The sequence below is a fragment of the Morococcus cerebrosus genome, from assembly GCF_022749515.1.
Classification (GTDB): Bacteria; Pseudomonadota; Gammaproteobacteria; order Burkholderiales; family Neisseriaceae; genus Neisseria; species Neisseria cerebrosa.
On sequence record NZ_CP094242.1, the window covers coordinates 2,415,027 to 2,439,332 of the forward strand.

Below are 24,306 nucleotides of genomic sequence, written 5' to 3' on the forward strand. Positions count from 1 at the left end.
TTCCCAATCCGAAATCTTTTAGATTTTGCCTGCGAAGTATTCCAAAGTGCGGACGAGTTGGCAGGTGTAGGACATTTCGTTGTCGTACCAGGCGACGGTTTTCACCAGTTGTTTGTCGCCTACGGTCATCACGCGGGTTTGGGTGGCGTCAAAAAGCGAGCCGTATTCGATGCCGACAACGTCGGAAGAAACGATTTGATCTTCGGTGTAGCCGTAAGATTCATTGGCGGCAGCTTTCATCGCGGCGTTGATTTCTTCTTTGGTCACGGGGCGTTCGAGGACGGAAACCAATTCGGTCAGCGAGCCGGTGGCAACGGGGACGCGTTGGGCGGAGCCGTCGAGTTTGCCGTTCAATTCGGGGATAACCAGACCGATGGCTTTGGCGGCGCCGGTGCTGTTGGGCACGATGTTGAGCGCGGCGGCACGGGCGCGGCGCAAATCGCCTTTGCGGTGCGGCGCGTCAAGGGTGTTTTGGTCGCCGGTGTAGGCGTGGATGGTGGTCATCAGGCCTTCAACTACGCCGAACTCTTTTTGCAGGACTGCCGCCATCGGGGCGAGGCAGTTGGTGGTGCAGGAAGCGGCGGAGATGACGGTTTCGCTGCCGTCCAAAATGTCTTGGTTCACGCCATATACGACGGTTTTCACGTCATTGCCGCCGGGGGCGGAAATAACGACTTTGCGCGCACCGGCGCGGATGTGGGCTTCGGCTTTGGTTTTGCTGGTAAAGAAGCCGGTACATTCGAGGACGACGTCTACGCCCAATTCGCCCCAAGGCAATTCTTCAGGATTCGGATTGGCGAAGACTTTGATTTCTTTGCCGTTCACTACGATGGCATCGTCTTTCAATTCGGCAGTACCTTGGAAGCGGCCTTGGGTGCTGTCGTATTTGAAAAGGTGCAGCAGCATTTCGGCAGGGGTCAGGTCGTTGACGGCGACGACTTCGATGCCTTTGGCTTTTTCAATTTGACGCAATGCCAGACGGCCGATGCGGCCGAAACCGTTAATCGCTACTTTGATGCTCATTTTGATACTCCTGTCAGTAGGGAAAGGGATAAATTTCAATAAGGGCTATTGTAGCCTGAAATAAAACTACTACCTAGAATTACACGATGCTACTTTTAAAATGTTTGATTTAAATAAAAAAACCGTGAAATAGGTCGTCTGAAAACTTAGATTGGTACGGTTCGCCCCCATATTTGGGGATAAATTTTGGTTGTTTTTAAAATTAATATGTAATTATTTAAAAAAATGATGATGGTGATGAGTATATCCCCGTTTTGTGGATAACCTTATTACTGATTGTATAATCAAATTGTTGTATTCATTTAAAGGCTGCGTTCAAGTTTTGTTTTTTATGAGAATAAAGTCGGATAATCTGTAATCGTTTGAATATTTCTGTGGATAAAATCGGATTTTTCCACTCGGATTACACGGCATATTGTGGATAATCTTACCGTTACAAAGGGTCGTTTGAAAAATCTATGGTTCTGAAACACCTACATTAGCAAATACTATTAAAAATAATGGATTATTTTTTCCTTTTTATCGTATTATCCAAACATCAAACCAATTATTGAATAAGGAGGCGGTTTATGCTGCAACGAACTTTGGCAAAATCCATCAGCGTAACCGGCGTCGGGCTGCATTCGGGCGAACGGGTCGCGCTGACCCTGCACCCCGCGCCTGAAAACAGCGGGATTTCCTTCCGCCGTACCGATTTGGACGGCGAAATGGGCGAAACCATCAAACTTACGCCCTACCTCATCAACGATACGCGCCTGTCGTCCACCATCGTAACCGACAAAGGCGTGCGCGTCGGCACGATCGAACACATCATGTCCGCGCTGTCTGCCTATGGCATCGACAATGCGCTGATTGAGTTGAACGCGCCCGAAATCCCGATTATGGACGGCTCCAGCCTGCCGTTTATTTATCTTTTGCAAGATGCGGGCGTTGTCGATCAAAAGGCGCAAAAGCGGTTTTTGAAAATCCTCAAGCCTGTCGAAGTCAAGGAAGCGGGCAAATGGGTGCGCTTTACGCCGTATGACGGCTTTAAAGTGACGCTGACCATCGAATTCGACCATCCGGTTTTCAACCGCAGCTCGCCCACTTTTGAAATCGATTTCGCGGGCAAGTCCTACATCGACGAAATCGCGCGCGCGCGTACCTTCGGCTTTATGCACGAAGTGGAAATGATGCGCGCCCACAATCTCGGACTGGGCGGCAATTTGAACAACGCCATCGTGATTGACGACATGGACGTTTTGAATCCGGAAGGTTTGCGTTATCCCGACGAGTTTGTCCGCCACAAAATCCTCGATGCCATCGGCGATTTGTATATCGTCGGACACCCGATTATCGGCGCATTCGAAGGCTACAAATCCGGCCACGCCATCAACAACGCTTTATTGCGTGCGGTTTTGGCGGACGAAACCGCTTATGAATGGGTGGAATTCTCTGACGATGAGAATTTGCCATCAGCCTTCCACGAGCTGCCGGCGGCTTGAGATAAGACGGTGTAAAAAAAGGCTGTGGATAAACAATCATCCACAGCCTTTTTATTGAATAAAGGTCGTCTGAAATCTTGATTTTAAGTTTTCAGACGACCTTTCAAGCGAGACAACCATCTCCCGCCAATATTTCAGACATGATTATCCACATGGCTATCTAATCTATCCTTCTGAAAAATAAAAAGATTATATTTTTTCTCAAATTTTATACACACTTTATCCATAGCTTTTCTCCAGCAATAAAAAAGGTCGTCTGAAAACCCAAATTCGGATTTCAGACGACCTTTTATCCACAAGCCGATCGGTGATCAATCGCCCATGACTTTGCCTTCGCGGCGCGGGTCGGCACCGCCGAGCAAACCGTCTTTGCCGATCACAATGCCTTGTACGCCGGAATTCAAATCGCGGATTTGGACTTTGTAGCCCAGTTTTTCCAATGCTGCCGCTTTGTCCGCCGCCGCGGTTTTTTCCTCGATTTCATACTGGCTGCCGCGATTGAGCATATTCGGCAGGGAGATTGCCGCCTGAATGTCCATACCCCAATCGATATGTGCCACCAGCGTTTTGGCAACGAAACCGATGATGCGGCTGCCGCCGGGCGAACCGACTGCCAAATAAGGCTTACCGCCTTTCATCACAATGGTCGGCGCCATCGAAGAACGCGGCCGTTTGCCGCCCGCCACGCTGTTTGCCACCGTTTTACCGTCCGCGCCGACAGGGTTGAAAGCAAAATCGGTCAATTCATTGTTGAGCAGATAGCCGTTTGCCATCAGCCCCGAGCCGAACGCGTTTTCAATCGAAGTCGTCATCGACACGACGTTGCCGTCTTTATCCACAACCACCAAATGGCTGGTGGACGGCAGCTCTACCGCCATACCCTGCGCGTATGCCTTGCCGAACTTGCCTGCCTGAATGTTTTCCAACGCCTTGTCGGATTGGCGGATTTCTTCGGCACGCGGTTTCAAGTAAGCCTGAGAAATCAGGGCGCGGGTCGGGACGTTGACAAACGCGGGATCGCCGACGTAATAATCACGGTCGGCAAACGCAATCCGCGACGCATCGCCTATCCAGCGCCAACTGTGGATATTTTCCGCGCCTAATGCCTTCATATTCTGATTTTGCAGGACGCCCAAAATCTCGCCCAAAGCAATCGCGCCCGAACTTGGCGCACCCATACCGCAGACTTCGTATTCACGATACGGCGCGCAAACCGGTTCGCGCTCGATAACGCGGTAGTTTTTCAAATCCGCCATGCTGATTTTGCCGGGGTTATCCACAGCACCGGTAACGGCACGGACAATATTCTGCGCCTGCACCCCCTGATAAAACGGCGCGCTGCCTTTTTCCGCCAACAGGCGTACGGAGCGGGCAAATTCAGGGTTTTTCAACACCGTTCCCGCTGCCAAAGGTTTGCCGTCGGGCAGGAAATACGCGGCGGTTTGCGGATAACGTTGCAAAGGCTCCAAATTCTGCTCGATGGATTTCGCCATACGCGGTGAAACGCTAAAGCCTTGTTCCGCCAAAGCAATCGGTTTGTCAAACAGGCTTGCCCACGGCAATTTGCCGTAACGCTTGTGGACATCTTCCAGCAGCTTCGGAATCCCCGGCACACCGACCGAACGGCCGCCGACCACTGCGTTCATAAAGCCCATCGGCTTGCCGTTTTCATCCAAGAAAAGCGCCGGCGTTGCCGCTTTCGGCGCCGTTTCTCGGGCATCAAACGTCGTCAGTTTTTTCGCCTTATTGTCCCAATACACCAAAAACGCACCGCCGCCCAAACCGGAAGACTGCGGCTCGGTCAGTCCCAGCGTGGTCTGCATGGCGATCATCGCATCTATCGCGCTGCCGCCGCGTTTCAAAACCTCGTATCCCGCCTCAGTCGCCAACGGATTGGCAGACGCCGCCATATAATGCTTGGCGCGGATCAATTTCTGCTCGGTCAGCCCCGTCCCTTGTTCCGGCGCATGGTTATCCACAGCCGTCGGCACAGGCGCGGCATCAGGTTTCTGCATCGGCTGGTGCGCGCACGCTGCCAAAACCAAAACAGCCGACAGGTTTAAGCCAAAGGAAAATTTCATATCTGCTCCCTTTTCGTTGAGATATTTTTCAGACGACTTGCGGTTGAAAAACACAAAAGGTCGTCTGAAACATGAAAACCGATTGGACTGTTTATCTCTTCGGACAGTTCCGTTTGAGCCCAGTATAAAACCGGCAGGCTGTGTGTATAGCCGGAAAGTTATACACAAAACCAAACCGGATTTCAAAATTATCCACATCTGCAAACAAGGCAAACAGCAGTTTATCCGCATCCAAAATCTGCATTCAACTTATTGAACTAAAAAAGGAATCAAAGTTATACACAAGCAAATGCGCGACTCAATATAATCATCTATTTATTATTTAAAATCTTATTTTATAGTTTGTTTCCCAACGCGCAGCCAAAGCCCGCAACGTAAAGGCATCTTTTCAAAAAATTAGATAGTTAAGGATTGTTAAACCTCTGTAAATCAGATAGAGTTACGGCTGATAAATTAAATTAATAATGGAGCTTCCATCAATGAAAGGCGATATCGGCGTCATCGGCTTGGCCGTTATGGGTCAAAATTTGATTTTGAATATGAACGATCACGGTTTCAAAGTCGTGGCGTACAACCGGACCACTGCTAAAGTAGACGATTTTCTCAACGGCGCAGCCAAAGGCACCAACATTATCGGTGCCTATTCATTGCAAGATTTAGTAGATAAACTGGAAAAACCGCGCAAAATCATGATGATGGTACGCGCAGGTTTTGTCGTGGACGATTTTATCGAGCAACTTGTCCCGCTTTTGGATCAAGGCGACATTATTATTGACGGCGGCAACGCCAACTATCCCGATTCCACCCGCCGCACGCACGAGCTGGCGGCAAAAGGCATCCGCTTTATCGGCGCGGGCGTTTCCGGCGGCGAAGAAGGCGCGCGTCACGGCCCGTCCATCATGCCCGGCGGCGACGAAGCCGCATGGCCTGCCGTCAAACCCATCTTCCAAGCCATTGCCGCCAAAACCCCGCAAGGCGAACCCTGCTGCGACTGGGTCGGCCGCGACGGCGCGGGCCATTTCGTCAAAATGGTGCACAACGGCATCGAATACGGCGATATGCAGTTGATTTGCGAAGCCTACCAATTCATGAAAGACGGCTTGGGTCTGAGCTACGACGAAATGCACCGCATTTTCAGCGAATGGAACCAAACCGAGCTGGATTCCTACCTGATCGAAATCACCGCCGCGATTTTGGGCTATAAAGACGAAAACGGCGAACCTTTGGTCGAAAAAATCCTCGATACCGCCGGACAAAAAGGCACAGGCAAATGGACCGGCATCAACGCCCTCGATTTGGGCATCCCGCTGACGCTGATTTCCGAAGCCGTATTCGCCCGCTGTGTGTCCGCGTTCAAAGACCAACGCGTTCAAACCGGCCGCTTGTTCGGCAAAACCGTTACCCCCGTTGACGGCGACAAGGCCACATGGGTCGAAGCCCTGCGCCAAGCGTTGTTGGCATCCAAAATCATCTCCTACGCACAAGGCTTCATGCTCATCCGCGAAGCCAGCGAAAACAACGATTGGGCATTGAACTACGGCAACACCGCCCTTCTGTGGCGCGAAGGCTGCATCATCCGCAGCGCGTTCTTGGGCAACATCCGCGACGCATACGAAGCCAATCCCGATTTAGTGTTCTTGGGTTCCGATCCCTATTTCAAAGGCGTATTGGAAAACTGCCTGCCCGCATGGCGCAAAGTTGTCGCCAAAGCCATCGAATGCGGTATCCCTATGCCCTGCATGGCTTCCGCGATTACCTTCCTCGACGGCTACACTACCGAACGCCTGCCCGCCAACCTGCTGCAAGCCCAACGTGACTACTTCGGCGCGCACACCTACGAGCGCACCGACAAACCGCGCGGCGAGTTCTTCCACACCAACTGGACAGGCAAAGGCGGCGATACCGCATCGACCACTTACGATATTTGATTTGTCTGAATCAGCGAAAAGGTCGTCTGAAAACCAAAATTTTGGTTTCAGACGACCTTTGCCGTTTGAAAGCATCGGTTTTTGATAAAATCCACGGATTGCTCACAACTTATCCACAATCTGAACTTCATCCCAATTCAATCAAACCAAATCTAATTCATTGAAAACTATCAACATACAAAAAGGTCGTCTGAAAATTTTCAGACGACCTTTTAAATTGTTCACAAAATTATCAACAGGACTAGGGTTATCGGCATCAAACCAGATTCTGCGGATTGCCTGCGACGAAGCGGTTGATGTTGTCCACAAGGATGTCAAACAGACGGTTGGCGGCCTCTTGGCTTGCCCATGCAATGTGTGGCGTGACAATGAGGTTGGGCAGTCGAGCTTTCAGCAGAGGGTTGCCGTCGCGCGGCGGCTCTTGTGTTAACACGTCAAAACCTGCCCCGCCGATTTGGCCGTATTTCAACGCCGCAACCAAAGCGGCTTCATCAACCAAGCCGCCGCGCCCGCAGTTGATGAGGATGGCGCCGGGCTTCATCTGTTGCAACTCGGCTTCGCCTATCATGTTTGCCGTTTCCGGCGTGAGCGGGCAATGCAGCGACAGCGCGTCGGCAGTGCGGACGGCTTCGTCAAAGGAAACGTAGCCGTCGCGGACGGTTTCGGCGTGTTTGTGTTCGACAAACACGACCTTCATTTTGAACGCCTGTGCATAAGTTGCCAGTGTCTGTCCGATGTTGCCGCGACCGAAAATCGCCAGTGTTTTACCGTTTAAATCGCGCATCGGTGCGCCGAGGTGGCAGAAAAACGGCGAGTTTTCCCACAAGCCTGCTGCAACGTCTCGCTGATAGGCAGGCAGGTTGCGCATCAGGGTAATCATCATCATAAACGCGTGTTCCGCCACGGATTCATTGCCGTAAGCGCGGATGTTGCACACGCTCACGCCCGCTTGCTTGGCGGCAGCAAGGTCAACATTGTTGACGCCCGTCGCGGCTAGCGCAATCAGTTTGAGCTGCGGGTTGGCGGCGATGTGTTCGGCGGAAATCACGACTTTGTTGGTAATGATGATGTCCGCGCCCTGTATGCGCTCGGCGGTCTGATGCGCCTCAGTCGAACCATAGCTGCTTAAAGTATGCGGAAAATCAAAGTCAAACGGACGGTCGGCAAGCGTGTCGCGGTCGAGAACGGCAATGCACAGTGGATTCATGTTTCACCTATCAAAAATAAAATAATGATTTAAATAAACTAATTTTGAATAAAATATTCAAAATATACGGCGTAGTTGAGAATAGTTATTATCCGAATCATACAGACATCACCATATCAGGAAACCATCATGATTAAAACCATGACCTTTGCCATTTTACATTTCGCCACCGCGTTCGGCGTTGCCTATATTTTGACCGGCAGCATCGGCATCTCAAGCGCAGTCGCGCTGGTCGAGCCGCTTGCCAACACCGTCGTTTTCTATTTCCACGAACAGGCATGGCGACGTTACGAAAAAAATATAGTGGATTAACTTTAAACCAGTACGGCGTTACCTCGCCTTGCCGTACTATCTGTACTGTCTGCGGCTTCGTCGCCTTGTCCTGATTTTTGTTAATCCACTATAAAACCGTGAAACAAGAATGGGCTACGCCGCTGCACCATTGTGGATAAGTTTTGACCGGAGGTCGTCTGAAAACGGGCTAGGGCATATTGTTTCTTATTGGTAAATATTCTTTCAACAAAATAGATATTTATCAATCAAAAAGAAATCAATAAAATGCTTTCCATCGCTTGAACGCCTACGCAGTTCATCTTTTATATTCAACATCATAAGGAAAGTATCATGAAAAAAGCACTCTTCGCCTCCCTCATCGCCGTTGCCGCCGCCGCATCTTTCGCCGACAGCCGCATTCCTGAATGGAACCATGCCAACGACTCCGGTCCCATTCCGGGCTTAACCCAAGTCGAATATCACGATGCGCACGATATGCGTAAGGATGATGACCGCGTGAAATTCACCGCACCTGCCACAGGCGTGCGCGAAATCACCGACATCGGCTACAACGACACCTATGCCCGTTCGTTGCAAAACGGCTCAAATTGATTGCTAAGCAGTTGACGATACATTGAAAGGTCGTCTGAAAACGTATCCATCCGTTTTCAGACGACCTTTTGCTTTATCGGAAACGGCAGCTATGATACCCTTCAGCGCGGAATATCGAAGAGTCGATATTGTTAACTGATTGAAAACGCTATGAAAGGATAAAACATGAGCGGTTTGATTATTGAAGATTTGCAGGAAGGCCACGGCAAAGAGGCCGTGAAAGGCAAGGAAATTACCGTACATTACACCGGTTGGCTGGAAGACGGCACCAAATTCGACTCCAGCCTCGACCGCCGTCAGCCGCTGACGATTACGCTGGGCGTGGGTCAGGTTATTCAAGGCTGGGACGAAGGTTTCGGCGGCATGAAAGAAGGCGGCAAACGCAAGCTGACCATTCCCGCCGAAATGGGCTACGGCGCACGCGGCGCGGGCGGCGTGATTCCGCCTAACGCAACGTTGGTGTTTGAAGTAGAGCTGTTGAAAGTTTATGAATAATGCCTAACGGCATTGGGATGGATTTTCTGCATTGAATTGAGCAAAAGGTCGTCTGAAAACCGAATTTTCCGGTTTTCAGACGACCTTTCATTGTCCGATTCCGTCTAAAAACAGTAAAATACCCGTTTTAAAAGATTCTGGAGCCATCATGACCGTCAAAACCCGTTTCGCCCCCAGCCCAACCGGCTACCTGCACATCGGCGGCGTGCGCACCGCCTTGTTTTCATGGGCGTTTGCCCGCCATCACAAAGGCGAGTTCCTATTGCGTATCGAAGACACCGACTTGGCGCGTTCCACCGCTGAATCCGTCAACATCATCCTCGACGGCATGAAATGGGTCGGTCTCGATTACGACAACGCCGACAACGTCGTGTACCAAACCCGCCGTTTCGACCGCTATAAAGAAGTCATCGCCGAACTCTTGGAAAAAGGCGCCGCCTACTACTGCTATTGCAGCAAAGAAGAGCTGGAAGCCATGCGTGAGAAAGCCGAAAAAGAAGGCACGGCGACTTATGACCGCCGCTGGCGCCCCGAAGCAGGCAAAACCCTGCCCGAAATCCCTGCCGACGTGCAACCCGTCGTCCGCTTCAAAACGCCTTTGGACGGCGTTACCCAGTGGACGGATTTGGTCAAAGGCGAAATCTCCATTCCCAACGAAGCACTCGACGACCTGATTATCGCCCGCGCCGACGGCACGCCGACCTATAACTTCTGCGTCGTCGTGGACGACTACGACATGGGCGTTACCCACGTTATCCGCGGCGACGACCATGTGAACAACACCCCGAAACAAATCAACATCTTAAAAGCCATCGGCGCGAACCTGCCCGAATACGGCCACCTGCCCATGATTCTCAACGAACAAGGCAAAAAAATCTCCAAACGCAGCGGTGATACCGTCGCCATCACCGATTTCGGCGCAATGGGCATCCTGCCCGAAGCCATGCTCAACTATCTGGCGCGTTTGGGCTGGGCGCACGGCGACGACGAGTTCTTCACGATGGAACAATTCATCGAATGGTTTGATTTGAAAGACGTTTCCCCGTCTCCAAGCCGCATGGACTTGAAAAAGCTCTACTGGATAAACGGCGAACACATCAAAATCACGCCCAACGAAAAACTCGCCGAACTCGTCAAACCCCGCCTCGCCCTGCGCGACATTTACGACACGGCAAAACCCGCGTTGGAAGACGTGTTGGCACTGGTCAAAGACCGCGCCCAAGACCTGAACACGCTCGCCGACGAGTGCCTCTACTTCTACGTCAAACAAACGCCCGCCGAAGCGGACGTGCAGAAACATTGGGACAACGAAGCCGCCGCCCGTATGCTGCGCTTCGCCGAACGCCTCGAAGGGCTGGAAGACTGGAACGCCGAAGCCATCCACGACCTGTTCAAACCCTTCTGCGACGAAGAAGGCATCAAAATGGGCAAACTCGGCATGCCCCTGCGCCTCGCCGTCTGCGGCACGGCGAAAACCCCCAGCGTTGATGCCGTGTTGGCATTAATCGGCAAGGAAGAAGTGTTGAAACGGATTCGTTCTTAAAACGTTGAAAAGGTCGTCTGAAATTTTCAGACGACCTTTTTGATTTTTCCGATACCCATTGATTTCTTGTGAAATAGACGGCAGGCTGGAACAGAAAACACCTGTTCCGTCATTTCCGCGCAGGCGGGAATCCGGCTTCTGCGTTTGAGGGAATGGCGGATTCGCATTTGAAGTGCAACTTTCCATAACAGAAAAAGGCCAGTATGCGGTAGCATACGGCCTTTCCTGCAAGAAAGATTGCCATGGGCTACACACAACTGACCCAAGACGAACGATACCATATCCAATACCTGTCCCGCCACTGCACCATCGCCGAAATCGCCAAACAGCTCAACCGCCACAAAAGCACCATCAGCCGAGAAATCAAGCGGTACTGCATCCAAGGGCAGCAATACAGCGCCGATAAAGCCCAACGGCAAAGCCGGCTGACCAAACAGCACCGGCGAAAACCCTATAAACTCGATTCGCAGCTGATTCAACACATCGACACCCTTATCCGCCGCAAACTCAGTCCCGAACAAGTATGTGCCTACCTGCATAAACACCACGGGATCACACTCCATCACAGCACCGTTTACCGCTACCTTCGCCAAGACAAAAGCAACAGCGGCACTTTGTGGCAACACCTCAGAATATGCAGCAAACCCTACCGCAAACGCTACGGCAGCACATGGACCAGAGGCAAAGTGCCCGACCGCGTCGGCATAGAAAACCGACCTGCTATCGTCGACCAGAAAACCCGCATCGGCGATTGGGAGGCCGACACCATCGTCGGCAAAAATCAGAAAAGCGCGTTATTGACCTTGGTCGAACGCACTACCCGCTACACCATCATCTGCAAATTAAAGAACTTAAAAGCCGAAGACACTGCCCGGGCGGCCATTAGGGTATTAAAGGCATATAAAGCCAGAGTCCACACCATCACCATGGATAACGGCAAAGAGTTCCACCAACACACCAAAATAGCCAAAGCCTTGAAGGCGAAAACCTATTTTTGCCGCCCTTACCATTCTTGGGAGAAAGGGCTGAATGAGAACACCAATGGACTCATCCGGCAATATTTCCCCAAACAAACCGATTTCCGAAACATCAGCGATCGGGAGATACGCAGGGTTCAAGATGAGTTGAACCACCGGCCGAGAAAAACACTTGGCTACGAAACGCCAAGTGTTTTATTCTTGAATCTGTTCCAACCACTGGTACCCTAGTGTTGCACTTGAAATCCGAATCCAAGAATATTTAGAAATCACCATTATTTCAACTTTCCGGACTCCCGACTGCGCGGGTAAATCCCAGAATAGGGATTTGTCGTTTGAAACCCCTATAACAAGCGTTGGGAAGAAGAAAGCCGTTTCGAGCATAAAAAACGTCGTCTGAAATCTAAAACCTGTTTTCAGACGACGTTTGCGTTTATTCAGCCCGAACTTTACTGCGCACCGACCACGATGATATTCAAGTCTTCGGGGCGGACGCGTTTTTGCCAGGCGGCTTTGACGTCGGCGGCGGTCAGTTTGGCGACGGCTTTGGGGTAGGCTTCAAGGTAGTCGTCGGGCAGGTTATAGACGCCGATGAGGCTCAGGTAGCCGAGCAGTTTGGCGTTGGAATCGAAACGCAGGGGGAAGCTGCCTGTGATGTTGGCTTTTGCCTGAGCCATTTCTTTTTCAGTCGGACCTTCGGCGATGAACTGCCTGATAACTTCCTGTGCGGCAGCAAGCGAGGCGCGGGCGGCGGGTTTGCGCGAAGAATAAGCGATGGTGAACATGCCTGCCTGACGTTCCGGAGTAAGGTTGCTGTACACGCCGTAGGTGTCGCCCCTCTGATTGCGCAGGACTTCCATCAGGCGGCTGTCGAATCCGCCGCCGCCGAGGACGTAGTTGCCGGCAACAAGCGCGTAGTAGTCGGGGTCGTTGCGGGTAATCAGCGGCATTCCGAGCATGATTTGTGCCTGTTCGCCGGCAAAGGGGATGTCGCGGCGTTGTGCAGGATGTTTTTTGACGGGCGGAACGTCGGCCGATGCGGCAGCACGGTCGGGCAGTCCGGACAATGCGTCTTGCACGAGGCGGTCGGCGCCTTTGCGGTCTATATCGCCGACGATGGCGACGACGGCATTGTTTTTGCCGTAGCGGGTGCGGTAAAACGCGCGGATGTCGTCAAGCGTGATGCCGTTTATGCTTTGTACGGTGGTGTATGCGTCTTTGCCGTAAGGGTGGTCGGGATAGGAGAGGCGCGCCAATGTTCGGGCGGCGGTGAAGTCGGGTTTGGTTTCCTGTTGTTGCAGGACGGTGGCGGCTTGCGTTTGGTTGCGTCGGAACACGGCTTCGTCGAAACGCGGGCGAGCCAGTGCGCCGTTGAACAGGGAAACGGCTTTTTTGAGTGTATCCGGACGGCTCAGGCTGCGCAGGGTGGCAGTGGCGGTTTCGTTGTCCGTACCGCTGCCGATTTCAACTGCCAATCCGTTGGTTTGGGCGTTGAAGGTTTCTTCGTCCATTTCCTTTGTGCCGCCGGTCAACAGGGTGGCGGTGAAGGCGGCGGTTTCGCTTTTGCCGTCGGGATCGGACGCGTTGCCTGCGCCTCGGAAGCTGACTGCCATGTCGATAATCGGATTTTCATGCCGCTCGGCCAAGAGGACCTGCACGCCTTGCGGGGTGGTCCAGCGTTGGATGTTGACCGCTGCCTGTACGGACAGGGGCAGGATAAGGGCGAGGAAGGCAGGAGCGTATTTCATTGTTTTTCCTTTCGGACGGTATTCTTCAGGGGCAGTATAGTGCAAGTACGCGGAATGAAACACCCTTTGACGGGAAGGTTACGGCGGTTTAATTGTCTGGCCGCCGAAAATTAAGGGTCGTCTGAAACCTGATTTTCGGTTTCAGACGACCCTTTCATCCTTCGGTCAGATTCGTAATTTATAACCAAAAAAGAAGGGCGCAATCTTGCGCCCTGATGAGATGATTTTGAACTGGGGTCGTCTGAAATTCAAAACCGGATTTTCAGACGACCTTTTGTCTTACTGCAAGACACTCAATTATGTTCCCAATCAACGTGTTCGCTCAAGAAACCGCCGCTCTGGTGTGCCCAAAGTTTGGCGTACAGACCTTGTTTCTCGAGCAACTCGGTGTGGCTGCCTTCTTCGATGATGCGGCCTTTGTCCAAGACGATGAGCCTGTCCATCGCGGCGATGGTGGAGAGGCGGTGGGCGATGGCGATGACGGTTTTGCCGTCCATCATTTTGTCGAGACTTTCTTGGATGGCGGCTTCGACTTCGGAGTCGAGCGCGCTGGTGGCTTCGTCGAGCAGCAGAATCGGCGCGTCTTTGAGCATGACGCGGGCGATGGCGATGCGTTGGCGCTGGCCGCCGGAGAGTTTCACGCCGCGTTCGCCGACGTGGGCGTCATAGCCGCGCCGCCCTTTGGCGTCGGAAAGGTTGGGGATGAAGTCGGCGGCTTCGGCGCGTTCGGCGGCGGAAATCATTTCGGCGTCGGTGGCGTCGGGGCGGCCGTAAACGATGTTGTCGCGCACGGAACGGTGCAGCAGCGAGGTGTCTTGCGTGACCAAACCGATTTGGGCGCGCAGGCTTTCTTGGGTCACGCTGTCCACGTTTTGCCCGTCAATCGAAATCGTGCCGCTTTGCGGTTCGTAGAAGCGCAAAAGCAGGTTGACGATGGTGGATTTGCCCGCGCCACTGCGTCCGATCAGCCCGACTTTTTCACCCGGGCGGATGGTGAGGTTGAAGCCGTTGAGCAGCGGCTTGCCGGCTTCGTAGGAGAAATCGACGTGTTCGAACTTGATTTCGCCTTGCGACACTTTCAGCGGCAGGGCGTTCGGCTTGTCGAGGATGGTTTGCGGTTTGGACAGGGTTACCATGCCGTCGTTGACGGTGCCGATGTTTTCAAACAATCGGGCGGATTCCCACATGATGTATTGCGACAGGCCGTTGACGCGCAACGCCATAGCGGTGGCGGTCGCCACTGCGCCGACGCCGACCTGTCCGTGATACCAAAGCCAGATGCCCAGCGCGGTCGTGCCGGCGGTCAGCGAGCTGTTGACGATGAAGCTGCAAGTGTGCAGGAGCGTCGCTAAACGCATTTGGGCGTGTACCGTAACCATAAATTCTTCCATCGACTGCTTGGCGTAGGCCGCCTCGCGCGCGCCGTGGGAGAAGAGTTTGACGGTGGTGATGTTGGAATAGGCGTCAGTAATGCGGCCGGTCATCAGCGAACGCGCATCCGCCTGACGCGAAGCGGTTTTGCCGAGCTTGGGAATCAGAAAGCGCATAATCAGGGCGAAGCCAATCATCCAGCCGATAAAGGGCAGCAGCAGCCAGCCGTCGAGCGCGACCAAAATCACGCCGGAGGTGATGAAATACACCAGCACATAAACGACCATGTCGGCAACCGTCATCACCACGTCGCGCAACGCCAGCGCGGTCTGCATGACTTTGGCGGACACGCGGCCGGCAAATTCGTCCTGATAGAAACCGAGGCTCTGCCCCAGCATCAGGCGGTGGAAATTCCAGCGCAGGCGCATGGGGAACACGCCTTGCAGGGTTTGCAGGCGCACGTTGGACGCGAGGAAGGTCCAGAGGGCGAAAAACACCATCATCGCCGCCATCGCCGTCAATGCCCAGCCTTTTTCGGCAAACAGGGTGGCGGGCGTGTATTTGCTGAGCCAGTCCACGACTTTGCCCATAAATTGAAACAGCAGGGCTTCCATAATGCCGATGCCGGCGGTAAACACCGCCAAGACGGCAATCCATTTGCGCAGGCCTTCGATGTTGCTCCAGATAAACCGCCACAGCCCTTTTTCAGGCGTTTTCGGGGCGGCTTCGGGGTAAGGGTCGATTCGGGATTCGAACCATGAGAATATTTTTTGAATCATTGTATTGGGTTTAATTGAGAGAGAATGGATTTCAGACGACCTCTACGGTGGGGACAGGTCGTCTGAAAACAAGTATCGGGAGTTAAAGGCATTATTTTACGGGAAAAAACGGCGGGAAGACACCGCAAAGGAGAAGTGAGGACGATAATTCGGCAGATGTTTTGCCGAGAGCGGGTTTGCCAATCTGATTTGGGTTTTGCCGAAACAAAGGTCGTCTGAAAATCCGAATGATGTTTTCAGACGACCTTTGAGTTATCGCGGGTTCACTATTATGGCTGTTATCGGGTATGGCTGCTTTCGATGCCGGTTTTGATTTCGCCGTAGACTTGCGAGCTGCCGCCCGTTCCCGTTGCAGAAGTACAGGCGGCAAGGAAGAAGAGGGCGGTGAGGCTGAGGACGGTTTTCATGGGGTTCCTTTCTCGGAAGGGAAAGAGGTCGTCTGAAACCATATTGGGTTTTCAGACGACCTTTTGGGTTATTTAGGATCGCAGCGGAAATGGTAGGCGCAGATTTCGAAGCCGTTTTTGAAATACAGGCGGTGTGCATCGACGCGGTCGTGATTAACATGGACGTTGAGGTGGATTTTGGTCACGCCTGTTTCCGCGCCGATTTTACGGACTTCTGCCAACAGGCGGGAGGCGTAGCCTTTGCGGCGGCTTTGCGGCAGGGTAACGATGTCGTCGATGTGGATATGGCGGCCGCTGGCGAGGTTGCAGGATTCGCGGAAGCCGCAGACAGCGACGGCGTTGTGTTTGCCTTCTTCGAAAATACCCAAGAGGCGGTAGCCGGCGGGGCGTTGGACGGTGTTGATTTGTTCGGTGAATTTGCTGATGTCGGTCAATGAAGAACGCAGGACGCTGAGGGCGGCGAAGGCGGTGGATGTGTCTTCGGGCGGTATTTCGCGCAAAACGTAGTCGGCAGCGGCGGCTTGGACCGGCGCTTTTTCGGCGGCGTGTTTTTCTTCGATGGCTTGCGCCAGCGGGACGCGTTCGGCAGGTTCGCCTTGTGCTTTGGCTTCCTGTTCTTTCAAAAGCTCTTTGCAGTCGATGATGCGCAGGTCGTTGTCGGCGGCAAAGTCCATCAGGAAACGGAACATCTGCGGATTGTCTTCTTCGAGTTTCTTATCGACGGCGACGCAGCGGACGTTGTCCACCAACATGGGGCGCACCCAGTTGGAGTAGGACAGCCGGTTGTCTTTGGTGAATGAGGACAATATGCCGCACAGGCGTTCTGCCCAGTCGCTGGGACGGAAAATCTTGCCTTTGTTGGTTGTGCCGTGAATCACGACTTCGTAAGGGTTGCAGACTAACATGGCGGTTTCCTGTGTAGAGTTTGAAATTCGGGCGGACACATGAAAACAGGATATTCAAATTGCCGCTGTTCCTTTTGCGGAAAGAACGGCGCGGGTCATTCCTGTTTGAATGTACGGTCAGATAGTGGGCGAGATAAATGCTTTGTGTCCGTTTTTGATTAATTTCACTATAAGAATGTTCATGATTATACCGCACAGTCCGGGCTTCGTGGCAGTCGGGCGGATGTATGCCGCCTTTGAGGTCGTCTGAAACTGAAAGAAGCCGGTTTTGCTGAAATAAATAAAGCAGAGCTTGTCCGAACCTTTTTCAGACGACCTGTTTGCCGCAGCGTTGTTTTCTCCGTTTCGCCAACCTGTTTACAGTGATACCGCTTATTTATCGGCTCTTATTCCTGCCCCGCGCAGGCGTGGGCGGGAGGGGCGGTTGAGGGCCGGTGTCGTTTAAAAGCAAAGTGAATCAGTTAAAAATAAAAAGGACGCATCATGCGCCCTTTTTGTCTTTGGTCCGTCGTCTGAAACCCGACGACGAAGAAACCGTCAATCTTCTTCCCCTTCCGGCAAACCCTTATCCTGCAAAGCAGATTCTTGGGCGTTTTCCACCAAATCGCGTTGCAGGCGTTTGGTGGTTTTGACGCCCAGCGCGCGCAGTTTTTCGGCGCGGCTGACGAGGTTGCCGCGTCCTTGCGAGAGCTGTTTGTAGGCTTGTTGGAACTGGCTTTGCGCTTGGTCGATGTTCTTGCCGACGGCCTCGAGCGTTTGGATGAAGCCGGTGAATTTGTCGTAAAGCCTGCCGCCTTCTGCCGCAATGGCGAGGGCGTTTTGGTTTTGCTGTTCGTTGCGCCAGATGTGGGCGACGGTGCGCAGGGTGGCGAGCAGTGTACTCGGGCCGACCGGCATGATGCGTTTGTCGAAACATTCTTGGAACAGGGCGGCATCGTGTTGCAGGGCGAGCAGGTAGGCGGGTTCGACGGGGATGAACATAAACACGAAGTCCAGCGTGCGTACGCCTTCGAGGTCGGTATAGTCTTTTTGCGACAGGCTGCGGATGTGGGCGCGGATGCTGGCGACGTGGGCGGCGAGTTCGCGCTCGGCGGTTTCAGCGTCGGCGGCTTGGGTGTAGCGGACGTAGGCGGTCAGCGAGACTTTGGAGTCGATGACGATTTGCTTGCCTTCGGGCAGGTTGACGAGGATGTCGGGCTGGAGGCGGCGCGCGCCGTCTTCTTCTTGGCGGACGGCAGCGGCTTGGACGGTGTATTCGCGTCCTTTTTGCAGGCCGGAATGTTCCAAAACGCTTTCTAAAATCATCTCGCCCCAGTTGCCTTGGGTTTTGTTTTGCGTGCCGGTGAGCGCGTCGGTGAGGGCTTTGGCGTCGCTGTGCAGTTGGGTGTTGAGGGTTTGCAGGCGTTTGAGTTCGTTTTCGAGGGTCAGCCGTTCGCGCGCTTCTTTTTCATAGGTTTGCTGAACCAGCTCGCTGAAGCCGTGGATGCGTTCGTTGAGCGGGGTCAGCAGTTGGCTGAGGTGGTCGCGGTTTTGCTCGGTGAAACGGCGGCTTTTCTCTTCCAAAATGGTGTTGGCAAGGTTTTGGAACTGGTCGCCCAAGCTTTGGCGGGCTTCGGCAAGGAGCTTGAGCTTTTCGTCGGCGGCAAGGCGTTCCTGTTCGAGCTGGATGTGGAGGCGTTCGTTGCGGACGTGCAGGTTGTGCGCGTTTTCCTGAAGCTCGGCGTAATCTTGTTTCAGACGACCTGCTTCCTGTTCGCGCTCTTGAAGATAGCCGATTTGGCGTTCGGCGGCGGCAAAGCGGTTGCCCAATTCCTGCAACTCGCCCTGCAAATCTTGGACATGATAGCGCGCGTCGGCAAGCTCGGATGCGGTTTGCGCCTGATTTTGTTCGGCAAATTCAAGATGTTGGCGGCACTCGGTAAGCGATTGCATCAGGGCAAACTGCTGCGTCTGCGCCTTGTTGCGGGCGAGCAGCCAAGTGATGAGCGCGCCGGACAAAAAGGAAAGCGCGGCGGTCAGGAGGAGCGGGGCATTCATAGGTCGTCTGAAAACGGAAAAAGCAAAAACGGCAATATAGCATGTTTGCAGGGCAAGCTTGCTGCGCGCTTGAGTATAGTGGATTAACTTTAAACCAGTACGGCGTTGCCTCGCTTTAGCTCAAAGAGAACGATTCTCTAAGGTGCTGAAGCACCAAGTGAATCGGTTCCGTACTATCTGTACTGTCTGCGGCTTCGTCGCCTTGTCCTGATTTAAATTTAATCCACTATAGGATGAGGCGGAATGACTGATAAACCGATGCCGAACAGCGGTTCGCAGAACGCAGGGTGCAGCAGTGGTAGCGAATCAATTTGATGGGCGCGTAAACGGCAGCGCCGGACTAGAGATTTGATGAGCAATTTCACAAGAAAACAGCGGATTCAGGTTTGTCGGGCAGGGATTTTGGTTTCAGACGACCTGTTTTTGCCAAAAATAGATGGGTTATTTAAAAAATGGCAATGGCAATTATAGCCTTAGACTAAAAATCCAAAATCCAAGCGGAAAAGTGTTGTTTTTTATCTGATTGAAAAATAAAAGGAAAATTTAAAAATTTTCTAAAATGATGTAATTTGGCAACAAAAAATCCGAGAGTATCTATTCTAAAATAAACGATTTGTAATCAGCTTGTAACTAAGACATCGGTGTCATTCTTCAAGACATCGGTGTCATTTTCAAAACTAAAAATAATTTATCAAAATAATTACATTATAGCATTAATACCGCTATTTTATTTACAAAAAAACTGTATAATTTATCAATTAAGGCGGTATCATGACACCTGTCGATATGGCAGACACGCCGACGACGAATACAGATGTTGCTAAATAACATTTGATTAATATGTAAAAGGATTACCCGAAATGAAAAATTTATTGACCTTGGCCGCAGCCTCTTTAATCGGTATGGCCGGTGTTACCGCTTCAGCCTCTATGGTTGTCCGCAATATCGAAACCGCTGCAAAAAAATAATTTGAAAACAAACGAAATATTTTAAACGCTTCCCAAACCCCCACAAACAACCTTCCCGTCCGCGGCGGAGCGGCTTTCGGCTTTCAACCGATTCCGGCATCAGATGCCCATACAAGCGCGAACCGCAGACCGCCAAATTCGGCGGCGGGAACAAAAGAAAGATAGATGACCATGAAAAACTTAATTAAATTGGCAGCCGCCTCCCTGATTGGCATGTCCGGTCTGACCGCCAGCGCGACGACCGCCGCCAAAAACATCGCCGAAGCCGGCAAATAATCAGCCGACCCGACGATATATTGGATTAACAAAAATCAGGACAAGGCGACGAAGCCGCAGACAGTACAGATGGTACGGAACCGATTCACTTGGTGCTTCAGCACCTTAGAGAATCGTTCTCTTTGAGCTAAGGCGAGGCAACGCCGTACCGGTTTAAAGTTAATCCACTATAATATCCGCAACACAAACACAAGAAAGAGACTCAAAATGAAAGAATTGATCAAACTCGCCGCTGCATCGCTGATCGGTATGTCCGGTCTGACCGCCGGCGCTACCCACATCGCCGACAATATGCGTACCGCGATTAAAAAATAAGCTCTGGCTGTTTTAACTCCCCAAGCTGTCGGAAGTCAAAGCAAAGGTCGTCTGAAACTTTTCAGACGACCTTTTTTGATTTGCCCGACAGTTCAAACGACGGCGGGACACAAAACATCATCGCGACGGTTCAAACCAGACGATTTGTCCTTTATCGATATGTATCGGCACGGTATCGCCGGCGGGTAGCTGTCCGGCGGGCAGAAGGGTAGTCAGTTCGCCGTATTCGGGGTGGGCGAAAGTCAGGCGCAGGCTGTCGGGTAAGGGGGTGAGGGACAGGATGCGGCAGGGTGTGCCTTGCGGGTCGGGACGGATGGCGTGTGTCGGGATGTGGCGCGCATCGTCGGTGTTGGGCAGCCCGAGCAGGCGGGCGGCTTGGGCGTTGGCGGGGCGGCGGAAGAGTTCGGCGGGCGTGCCGTATTGGAGGATGCGCCCTTCGTGCATGAGGGCGATATGGTCTGCCAGCGCGGCGGCTTCTTCGGGGGAATGGGTTACGAGGACGGCGGGGATGTTTTGACGGCGGATGCTCTCGTCGGTCAGGCGGTAGAGGTTGTGGCGCAGGTGGGTGTCGAGGCTGGAGAAGGCTTCGTCCAAGAGGAGCAGGGACGGTTTGATAATCAGGGCGCGGGCGAGGGCGAGGCGTTGCTGTTCGCCTCCGGAGAGGCTGCCGGGTTTGCGGCGGGCTTCGTTTTCCAAACCGATGTCGCGCAGTGCCTGCATGGTTTGTGCTTCGATTTCGGCTTTGGGCAGGTGGCGCATTTTGAGTCCGAAGCCGACGTTTTCTTGGGCGGTCAGGTGCGGGAACAGGGCGTAGTCTTGGAACATCAGCGAGACGTTGCGCTTTTCGGGCGGGACGGCGGTGATGTTTTGCCCGTCCAGCCAGACTTCGCCGCTGTCGGGTTTGACGATGCCGGCGATGATTTTGAGCAGGGTGGATTTGCCGCAGCCGGAGCGTCCGAGGACGGCGAGGGTTTCGCCTGCGGACACGGTCAGGCTGATGCGGTTGGCGACGGTTTTGCTGTCGAAGCGTTTGCAGATGTCGGTAAGTCGGAGCATGGGTTTCAGACGACCTTTTGGGGAATCGTGAAAGGGAAACGGCGGGGTTTTGTTTATTGGTTTCGTTTAGCGGCAAAGGCTGTCCAGCCAAAGGCTTAGCGGATGCTGCCTGTCGAGCGCGCCGTAGCGTTTGAGGGCTTCGAGGGTAACGAGCTGGGCATCGTGCATCATGGTTTGGGACAACATGGTTTCGATGATTTGTGAAACGTTCATCAATTCAAACCCTGCGACTTCGCCGTCTTGGTTTTCGGGGCGGACGGTTTCGGGCAGGACGATGTCGAAGATGTGCAGGATTTCGTTGTGGATGCCGCGCGAGACGGGACGCAGGCTGTGGATTCGGGCGGCGGGTCGGAGGGTGTCGAGGGCGGGCGGCATCAGTCCGGCTTCTTCTTCGCTTTCGCGGCAGACGGCTTCAAACGGAGTTTCGCCGCTGGCAATGCCGCCACCGACGAGGTTGTCGAGTTTGTTGGGATCGATGGCTTTGTGCGGGCTGCGGCGGCCTATCCAAAAATACCAGCTACCGTCGGTTTGCACCAGTCCGTTGAGGTGGACGGCTTGGCTCATGAGTCCGAACGGGCGGAAGGCGGCGCGTTCCAACGCAAAGAGAATCTTGCCCGCGTCGTCGCACACGTCAAACTTTTCGTCGCGCCAGCCGTGCAGCAGTCCGAGGCTTTTCCATTCGTGCGCCAAGTGCTGCAAACTGTCGCCCATCGCCAGCCAGTTGTCTGTTTGCAGGCAGAGGTCGTCTGAAATTTCAGAAAGCCCTTCCTGCCAGTCTTGTTTGATCCGTTCGCGCCAAAACGGATTCAGACGACCCAAAGCCAGCCCGTTCAGATAGAGCGTGTTCCAGTCGTCCGACGCGCCGTAACTTGCCCGCGCCCAATCGTAGAGCGCGTCGTGGGTGCGGCGGTCGATCGTTTCGGAAAAACAAGGGTGCGAAGACATGGCCGTTCCTCAGTCCAATCATAAACATAAAGCGGATTGTATCTGCTTTGTTTCAATTTGCAATCAACTCTATCCATAGCCGGACGGTACACAATGCAAAGCCAAACCGCCTGAAAACCGCTATAATCGTCCCATTCTGTCGGAGGTCCAACACCATGAGCGAATTGAGCGAAATTCTCGCCTATAATCAAAATTTTGTCGAATCGGGCGAATACGAAAAATATTTCACCGACAAATATCCCGGCCGCGAACTGGCCATCCTGTCCTGCATGGACGCGCGCATCATCGAACTGCTGCCCGACGCGCTCGGACTGAAAAACGGCGACGCCAAGCTCATCAAAAACGCCGGCGCGGTCGTTACCCATCCTTGGGGTTCCGTCATGCGCAGCCTTTTGGTCGCCGTGTTCGAACTCAAAGTCAAAGAAATCATGGTCATTGCCCACTACGATTGCGGCATGAAGGGGCTGAACGCCGCCGGTTTCCTTGAAAAAGTACACGAAAGCGACATCCCCGACGACCGCATCGAAACCTTGCGCAACGCGGGCATAAACCTCGACAACTGGCTGACCGGTTTCGACAACGTAGAAGACAGCGTCCGCCACACCGTCAAAGTCATCCGCAACCACCCGCTTATGCCCGCCGACATCGCCGTCCACGGACTCGTCATCCACCCGACCACCGGCAAACTCACCCTGGTTGTCGACGGCAGCCCCGAAGCAAAAAGCCTTTCAGACGACCCCGACAACCCATAAACCCGACAGGTCGTCTGAAACCCAAACAGAGCGCACACCCCACACCCAAGGACACCCATGAAAAACATCGGACTTTTCGGCGGCACCTTCGACCCCATCCACAACGGCCACCTCCACATCGCCCGCGCCTTCGCCGACGAAATCGGACTCGACACCGTCGTCTTCCTGCCCGCAGGCGACCCCTACCACAAAGACCCGTCCCGCGCCCCCGCCCAAGACCGCCTCATCATGACCGAACTCGCCATCGCCGACGACCCCCGCTTCGCCGCCAGCGACTGCGACATCGTCCGCGACGGCGCAACGTACACCTTCGACACCGTCCAAATCTTCCGCCAGCAATTCCCCGCCGCCCAACTTTGGTGGCTCATGGGCAGCGACAGCCTCATGAAACTGCACACTTGGAAAAAATGGCAGACCCTCGTGCGCCAAACCCACATCGCCGTCGCCATGCGCCAAGGCGACAACCTCAACCAAACCCCGCGCGAACTCCACGCCTGGCTGGGCGAAGCCCTCCAAAACGGCAGCGTCCGCATCCTCAACGCCCCCCTGCACAACACCTCCTCCACCCAAATCCGCCAAACCCTCCAAAGCGGCAGACTTTCAGACGACCTCCCGCCCCAAGTCGCCCGCTACATCCGCGAACACAAACTGTACCAAAGCGGAAAATAGCGTAAATTCATACAGATAAGTTATAATACCGTCCAAACCCCATTTCATTCCCACCATTAGGAAAACAATGAACGAACAAGAACTGCAAGACCTGCAAAAAATGGTCGAAACCGCCGTCGAAGCCCTCGAAGACATCAAAGCCAAAGACATCTCCGTCCTCGAAACCCAAGAAAAAACCTCACTGTTCGCCCGCATGATCATCGCCAGCGGCGACAGCACCCGCCAAGTCAAAGCCCTCGCCAACAACGTCGCCGTCAGCCTCAAAGAAGCCGGCTTCGAAATCCTCAGCACCGAAGGCGACAGCGGCGAATGGACGCTCGTTGACGCAGGCGACCTCGTCGTCCACGTCATGCTGCCCGCCGTCCGCGACTTCTACGACATCGACACCCTCTGGGGCGGCGAAAAACCCAGCTTCCACGCCGGTGCGCAAAAACCCTGGCACGCCGCCGACTAAG

At 53.4% G+C, this 24,306-nt stretch carries 21 protein-coding genes; 10 read left to right on the forward strand and 11 right to left on the reverse strand.

Going from position 1 to position 24,306, the window contains the following annotated elements; all coding sequences use genetic code 11:
* Positions 1 to 18: 18 nt before the first annotated feature.
* Complete coding sequence (gene gap, locus MON37_RS11435) at positions 19 to 1,023, reverse strand: type I glyceraldehyde-3-phosphate dehydrogenase (protein ID WP_039408949.1); 1,005 nt, start codon at positions 1,021 to 1,023, stop codon at positions 19 to 21.
* 569 nt (positions 1,024 to 1,592) lie between these two features.
* Here gap and lpxC point away from each other — a divergent pair.
* On the forward strand, positions 1,593 to 2,507 hold the full coding sequence (gene lpxC, locus MON37_RS11440; RefSeq protein ID WP_039408946.1) for a UDP-3-O-acyl-N-acetylglucosamine deacetylase: 915 nt from the start codon (positions 1,593 to 1,595) through the stop codon (positions 2,505 to 2,507).
* Between the two features lie 311 nt (positions 2,508 to 2,818).
* On the opposite strand, the gene ggt is transcribed toward lpxC, so the two are convergent.
* Complete coding sequence (gene ggt, locus MON37_RS11445; RefSeq protein WP_039408991.1) at positions 2,819 to 4,588, reverse strand: gamma-glutamyltransferase; 1,770 nt, start codon at positions 4,586 to 4,588, stop codon at positions 2,819 to 2,821.
* A gap of 479 nt (positions 4,589 to 5,067) precedes the next feature.
* Here ggt and gnd point away from each other — a divergent pair, with 479 nt between their 5' ends.
* Entirely contained in the window at positions 5,068 to 6,516 is a 1,449-nt protein-coding gene (gnd, locus tag MON37_RS11450) for a decarboxylating NADP(+)-dependent phosphogluconate dehydrogenase (RefSeq protein ID WP_039408943.1), read from the forward strand.
* A gap of 256 nt (positions 6,517 to 6,772) precedes the next feature.
* On the opposite strand, the gene MON37_RS11455 is transcribed toward gnd, so the two are convergent.
* On the reverse strand, positions 6,773 to 7,723 hold the full coding sequence (locus MON37_RS11455) for a D-2-hydroxyacid dehydrogenase (protein ID WP_003779689.1): 951 nt from the start codon (positions 7,721 to 7,723) through the stop codon (positions 6,773 to 6,775).
* A 129-nt stretch (positions 7,724 to 7,852) separates the two neighbouring features.
* Between MON37_RS11455 and MON37_RS11460 the strand changes: the two genes are divergently transcribed.
* The 4 genes from MON37_RS11460 to gltX all read left to right on the forward strand — a co-directional run bounded on the left by MON37_RS11460 (position 7,853) and on the right by gltX (position 10,646).
* Positions 7,853 to 8,035 carry a DUF2061 domain-containing protein gene (locus MON37_RS11460; protein ID WP_003763483.1) on the forward strand — a complete coding sequence of 61 codons (183 nt, stop codon included), beginning with the start codon at positions 7,853 to 7,855 and terminating at the stop codon, positions 8,033 to 8,035.
* Between the two features lie 312 nt (positions 8,036 to 8,347).
* Positions 8,348 to 8,608, forward strand: a complete 261-nt coding sequence (locus MON37_RS11465; RefSeq protein WP_003762337.1) for a hypothetical protein — start codon at positions 8,348 to 8,350, stop codon at positions 8,606 to 8,608.
* 165 nt (positions 8,609 to 8,773) lie between these two features.
* Positions 8,774 to 9,103, forward strand: a complete 330-nt coding sequence (locus MON37_RS11470) for an FKBP-type peptidyl-prolyl cis-trans isomerase (RefSeq protein ID WP_003743612.1) — start codon at positions 8,774 to 8,776, stop codon at positions 9,101 to 9,103.
* A gap of 148 nt (positions 9,104 to 9,251) precedes the next feature.
* Positions 9,252 to 10,646, forward strand: a complete 1,395-nt coding sequence (gene gltX / locus MON37_RS11475) for a glutamate--tRNA ligase (protein WP_039408939.1) — start codon at positions 9,252 to 9,254, stop codon at positions 10,644 to 10,646.
* Positions 10,647 to 10,672: 26 nt separating this feature from the next.
* Here gltX and MON37_RS11480 read toward each other — a convergent pair whose 3' ends face one another.
* The gene (locus MON37_RS11480; protein ID WP_156122141.1) at positions 10,673 to 10,861 is read right to left on the reverse strand and encodes a hypothetical protein; all 189 of its coding nucleotides are present in this window, start codon (positions 10,859 to 10,861) and stop codon (positions 10,673 to 10,675) included.
* Positions 10,862 to 10,888: 27 nt separating this feature from the next.
* On the opposite strand from MON37_RS11480, the gene MON37_RS11485 reads away from it, so the two are divergent.
* A complete protein-coding gene (locus tag MON37_RS11485; protein WP_242883680.1) occupies positions 10,889 to 11,854 on the forward strand; it encodes an IS30 family transposase in 966 nt (321 codons plus the stop codon).
* Positions 11,855 to 12,072: 218 nt separating this feature from the next.
* On the opposite strand, the gene MON37_RS11490 is transcribed toward MON37_RS11485, so the two are convergent.
* The 7 genes from MON37_RS11490 to MON37_RS11515 all read right to left on the reverse strand — a co-directional run bounded on the left by MON37_RS11490 (position 12,073) and on the right by MON37_RS11515 (position 22,430).
* Positions 12,073 to 13,371 (reverse strand): M16 family metallopeptidase, encoded by a 1,299-nt coding sequence (locus MON37_RS11490; protein WP_039408227.1) that lies wholly within the window; start codon positions 13,369 to 13,371, stop codon positions 12,073 to 12,075.
* A 293-nt stretch (positions 13,372 to 13,664) separates the two neighbouring features.
* Entirely contained in the window at positions 13,665 to 15,521 is a 1,857-nt protein-coding gene (locus tag MON37_RS11495; protein ID WP_039408229.1) for an ABC transporter ATP-binding protein, read from the reverse strand.
* A gap of 278 nt (positions 15,522 to 15,799) precedes the next feature.
* Positions 15,800 to 15,928: a hypothetical protein gene (locus MON37_RS12315; protein WP_267894569.1), complete on the reverse strand. Its 129-nt coding sequence runs from the start codon at positions 15,926 to 15,928 to the stop codon at positions 15,800 to 15,802.
* 68 nt (positions 15,929 to 15,996) lie between these two features.
* The gene (locus MON37_RS11500; RefSeq protein WP_003768500.1) at positions 15,997 to 16,833 is read right to left on the reverse strand and encodes a GNAT family N-acetyltransferase; all 837 of its coding nucleotides are present in this window, start codon (positions 16,831 to 16,833) and stop codon (positions 15,997 to 15,999) included.
* Between the two features lie 537 nt (positions 16,834 to 17,370).
* On the reverse strand, positions 17,371 to 18,870 hold the full coding sequence (locus MON37_RS11505; RefSeq protein WP_039408231.1) for a DNA recombination protein RmuC: 1,500 nt from the start codon (positions 18,868 to 18,870) through the stop codon (positions 17,371 to 17,373).
* Positions 18,871 to 20,546: 1,676 nt separating this feature from the next.
* Complete coding sequence (locus MON37_RS11510; protein WP_039410473.1) at positions 20,547 to 21,485, reverse strand: ABC transporter ATP-binding protein; 939 nt, start codon at positions 21,483 to 21,485, stop codon at positions 20,547 to 20,549.
* 66 nt (positions 21,486 to 21,551) lie between these two features.
* A complete protein-coding gene (locus tag MON37_RS11515; RefSeq protein ID WP_039410472.1) occupies positions 21,552 to 22,430 on the reverse strand; it encodes an NUDIX hydrolase in 879 nt (292 codons plus the stop codon).
* A 155-nt stretch (positions 22,431 to 22,585) separates the two neighbouring features.
* On the opposite strand from MON37_RS11515, the gene MON37_RS11520 reads away from it, so the two are divergent.
* The 3 genes from MON37_RS11520 (at position 22,586) to rsfS (ending at position 24,305) form a co-directional block, all read left to right on the forward strand.
* Complete coding sequence (locus MON37_RS11520) at positions 22,586 to 23,182, forward strand: beta-class carbonic anhydrase (protein WP_019270002.1); 597 nt, start codon at positions 22,586 to 22,588, stop codon at positions 23,180 to 23,182.
* A 57-nt stretch (positions 23,183 to 23,239) separates the two neighbouring features.
* On the forward strand, positions 23,240 to 23,851 hold the full coding sequence (gene nadD / locus MON37_RS11525) for a nicotinate-nucleotide adenylyltransferase (protein ID WP_003764780.1): 612 nt from the start codon (positions 23,240 to 23,242) through the stop codon (positions 23,849 to 23,851).
* Between the two features lie 67 nt (positions 23,852 to 23,918).
* Positions 23,919 to 24,305 (forward strand): ribosome silencing factor, encoded by a 387-nt coding sequence (gene rsfS, locus MON37_RS11530; protein WP_039410466.1) that lies wholly within the window; start codon positions 23,919 to 23,921, stop codon positions 24,303 to 24,305.
* Position 24,306: the final 1 nt, after the last annotated feature.

Bases quoted from the DNA above. Each gene is read 5' to 3' on its own strand.
- MON37_RS11495 (WP_039408229.1), bottom strand. From the start codon at position 15,521: ATGATTCAAAAAATATTCTCATGGTTCGAATCCCGAATCGACCCTTAC.
- MON37_RS11465 (WP_003762337.1), top strand. From the start codon at position 8,348: ATGAAAAAAGCACTCTTCGCCTCCCTCATCGCCGTTGCCGCCGCCGCA.
- MON37_RS11470 (WP_003743612.1), top strand. From the start codon at position 8,774: ATGAGCGGTTTGATTATTGAAGATTTGCAGGAAGGCCACGGCAAAGAG.
- gnd (WP_039408943.1), top strand. From the start codon at position 5,068: ATGAAAGGCGATATCGGCGTCATCGGCTTGGCCGTTATGGGTCAAAAT.
- lpxC (WP_039408946.1), top strand. From the start codon at position 1,593: ATGCTGCAACGAACTTTGGCAAAATCCATCAGCGTAACCGGCGTCGGG.
- MON37_RS11490 (WP_039408227.1), bottom strand. From the start codon at position 13,371: ATGAAATACGCTCCTGCCTTCCTCGCCCTTATCCTGCCCCTGTCCGTA.
- MON37_RS11500 (WP_003768500.1), bottom strand. From the start codon at position 16,833: ATGTTAGTCTGCAACCCTTACGAAGTCGTGATTCACGGCACAACCAAC.
- rsfS (WP_039410466.1), top strand. From the start codon at position 23,919: ATGAACGAACAAGAACTGCAAGACCTGCAAAAAATGGTCGAAACCGCC.
- ggt (WP_039408991.1), bottom strand. From the start codon at position 4,588: ATGAAATTTTCCTTTGGCTTAAACCTGTCGGCTGTTTTGGTTTTGGCA.
- nadD (WP_003764780.1), top strand. From the start codon at position 23,240: ATGAAAAACATCGGACTTTTCGGCGGCACCTTCGACCCCATCCACAAC.
- MON37_RS11510 (WP_039410473.1), bottom strand. From the start codon at position 21,485: ATGCTCCGACTTACCGACATCTGCAAACGCTTCGACAGCAAAACCGTC.
- MON37_RS12315 (WP_267894569.1), bottom strand. From the start codon at position 15,928: ATGAAAACCGTCCTCAGCCTCACCGCCCTCTTCTTCCTTGCCGCCTGT.
- MON37_RS11520 (WP_019270002.1), top strand. From the start codon at position 22,586: ATGAGCGAATTGAGCGAAATTCTCGCCTATAATCAAAATTTTGTCGAA.
- MON37_RS11515 (WP_039410472.1), bottom strand. From the start codon at position 22,430: ATGTCTTCGCACCCTTGTTTTTCCGAAACGATCGACCGCCGCACCCAC.
- MON37_RS11460 (WP_003763483.1), top strand. From the start codon at position 7,853: ATGATTAAAACCATGACCTTTGCCATTTTACATTTCGCCACCGCGTTC.
- MON37_RS11505 (WP_039408231.1), bottom strand. From the start codon at position 18,870: ATGAATGCCCCGCTCCTCCTGACCGCCGCGCTTTCCTTTTTGTCCGGC.
- gltX (WP_039408939.1), top strand. From the start codon at position 9,252: ATGACCGTCAAAACCCGTTTCGCCCCCAGCCCAACCGGCTACCTGCAC.
- MON37_RS11455 (WP_003779689.1), bottom strand. From the start codon at position 7,723: ATGAATCCACTGTGCATTGCCGTTCTCGACCGCGACACGCTTGCCGAC.
- MON37_RS11485 (WP_242883680.1), top strand. From the start codon at position 10,889: ATGGGCTACACACAACTGACCCAAGACGAACGATACCATATCCAATAC.
- MON37_RS11480 (WP_156122141.1), bottom strand. From the start codon at position 10,861: ATGCTACCGCATACTGGCCTTTTTCTGTTATGGAAAGTTGCACTTCAA.
- gap (WP_039408949.1), bottom strand. From the start codon at position 1,023: ATGAGCATCAAAGTAGCGATTAACGGTTTCGGCCGCATCGGCCGTCTG.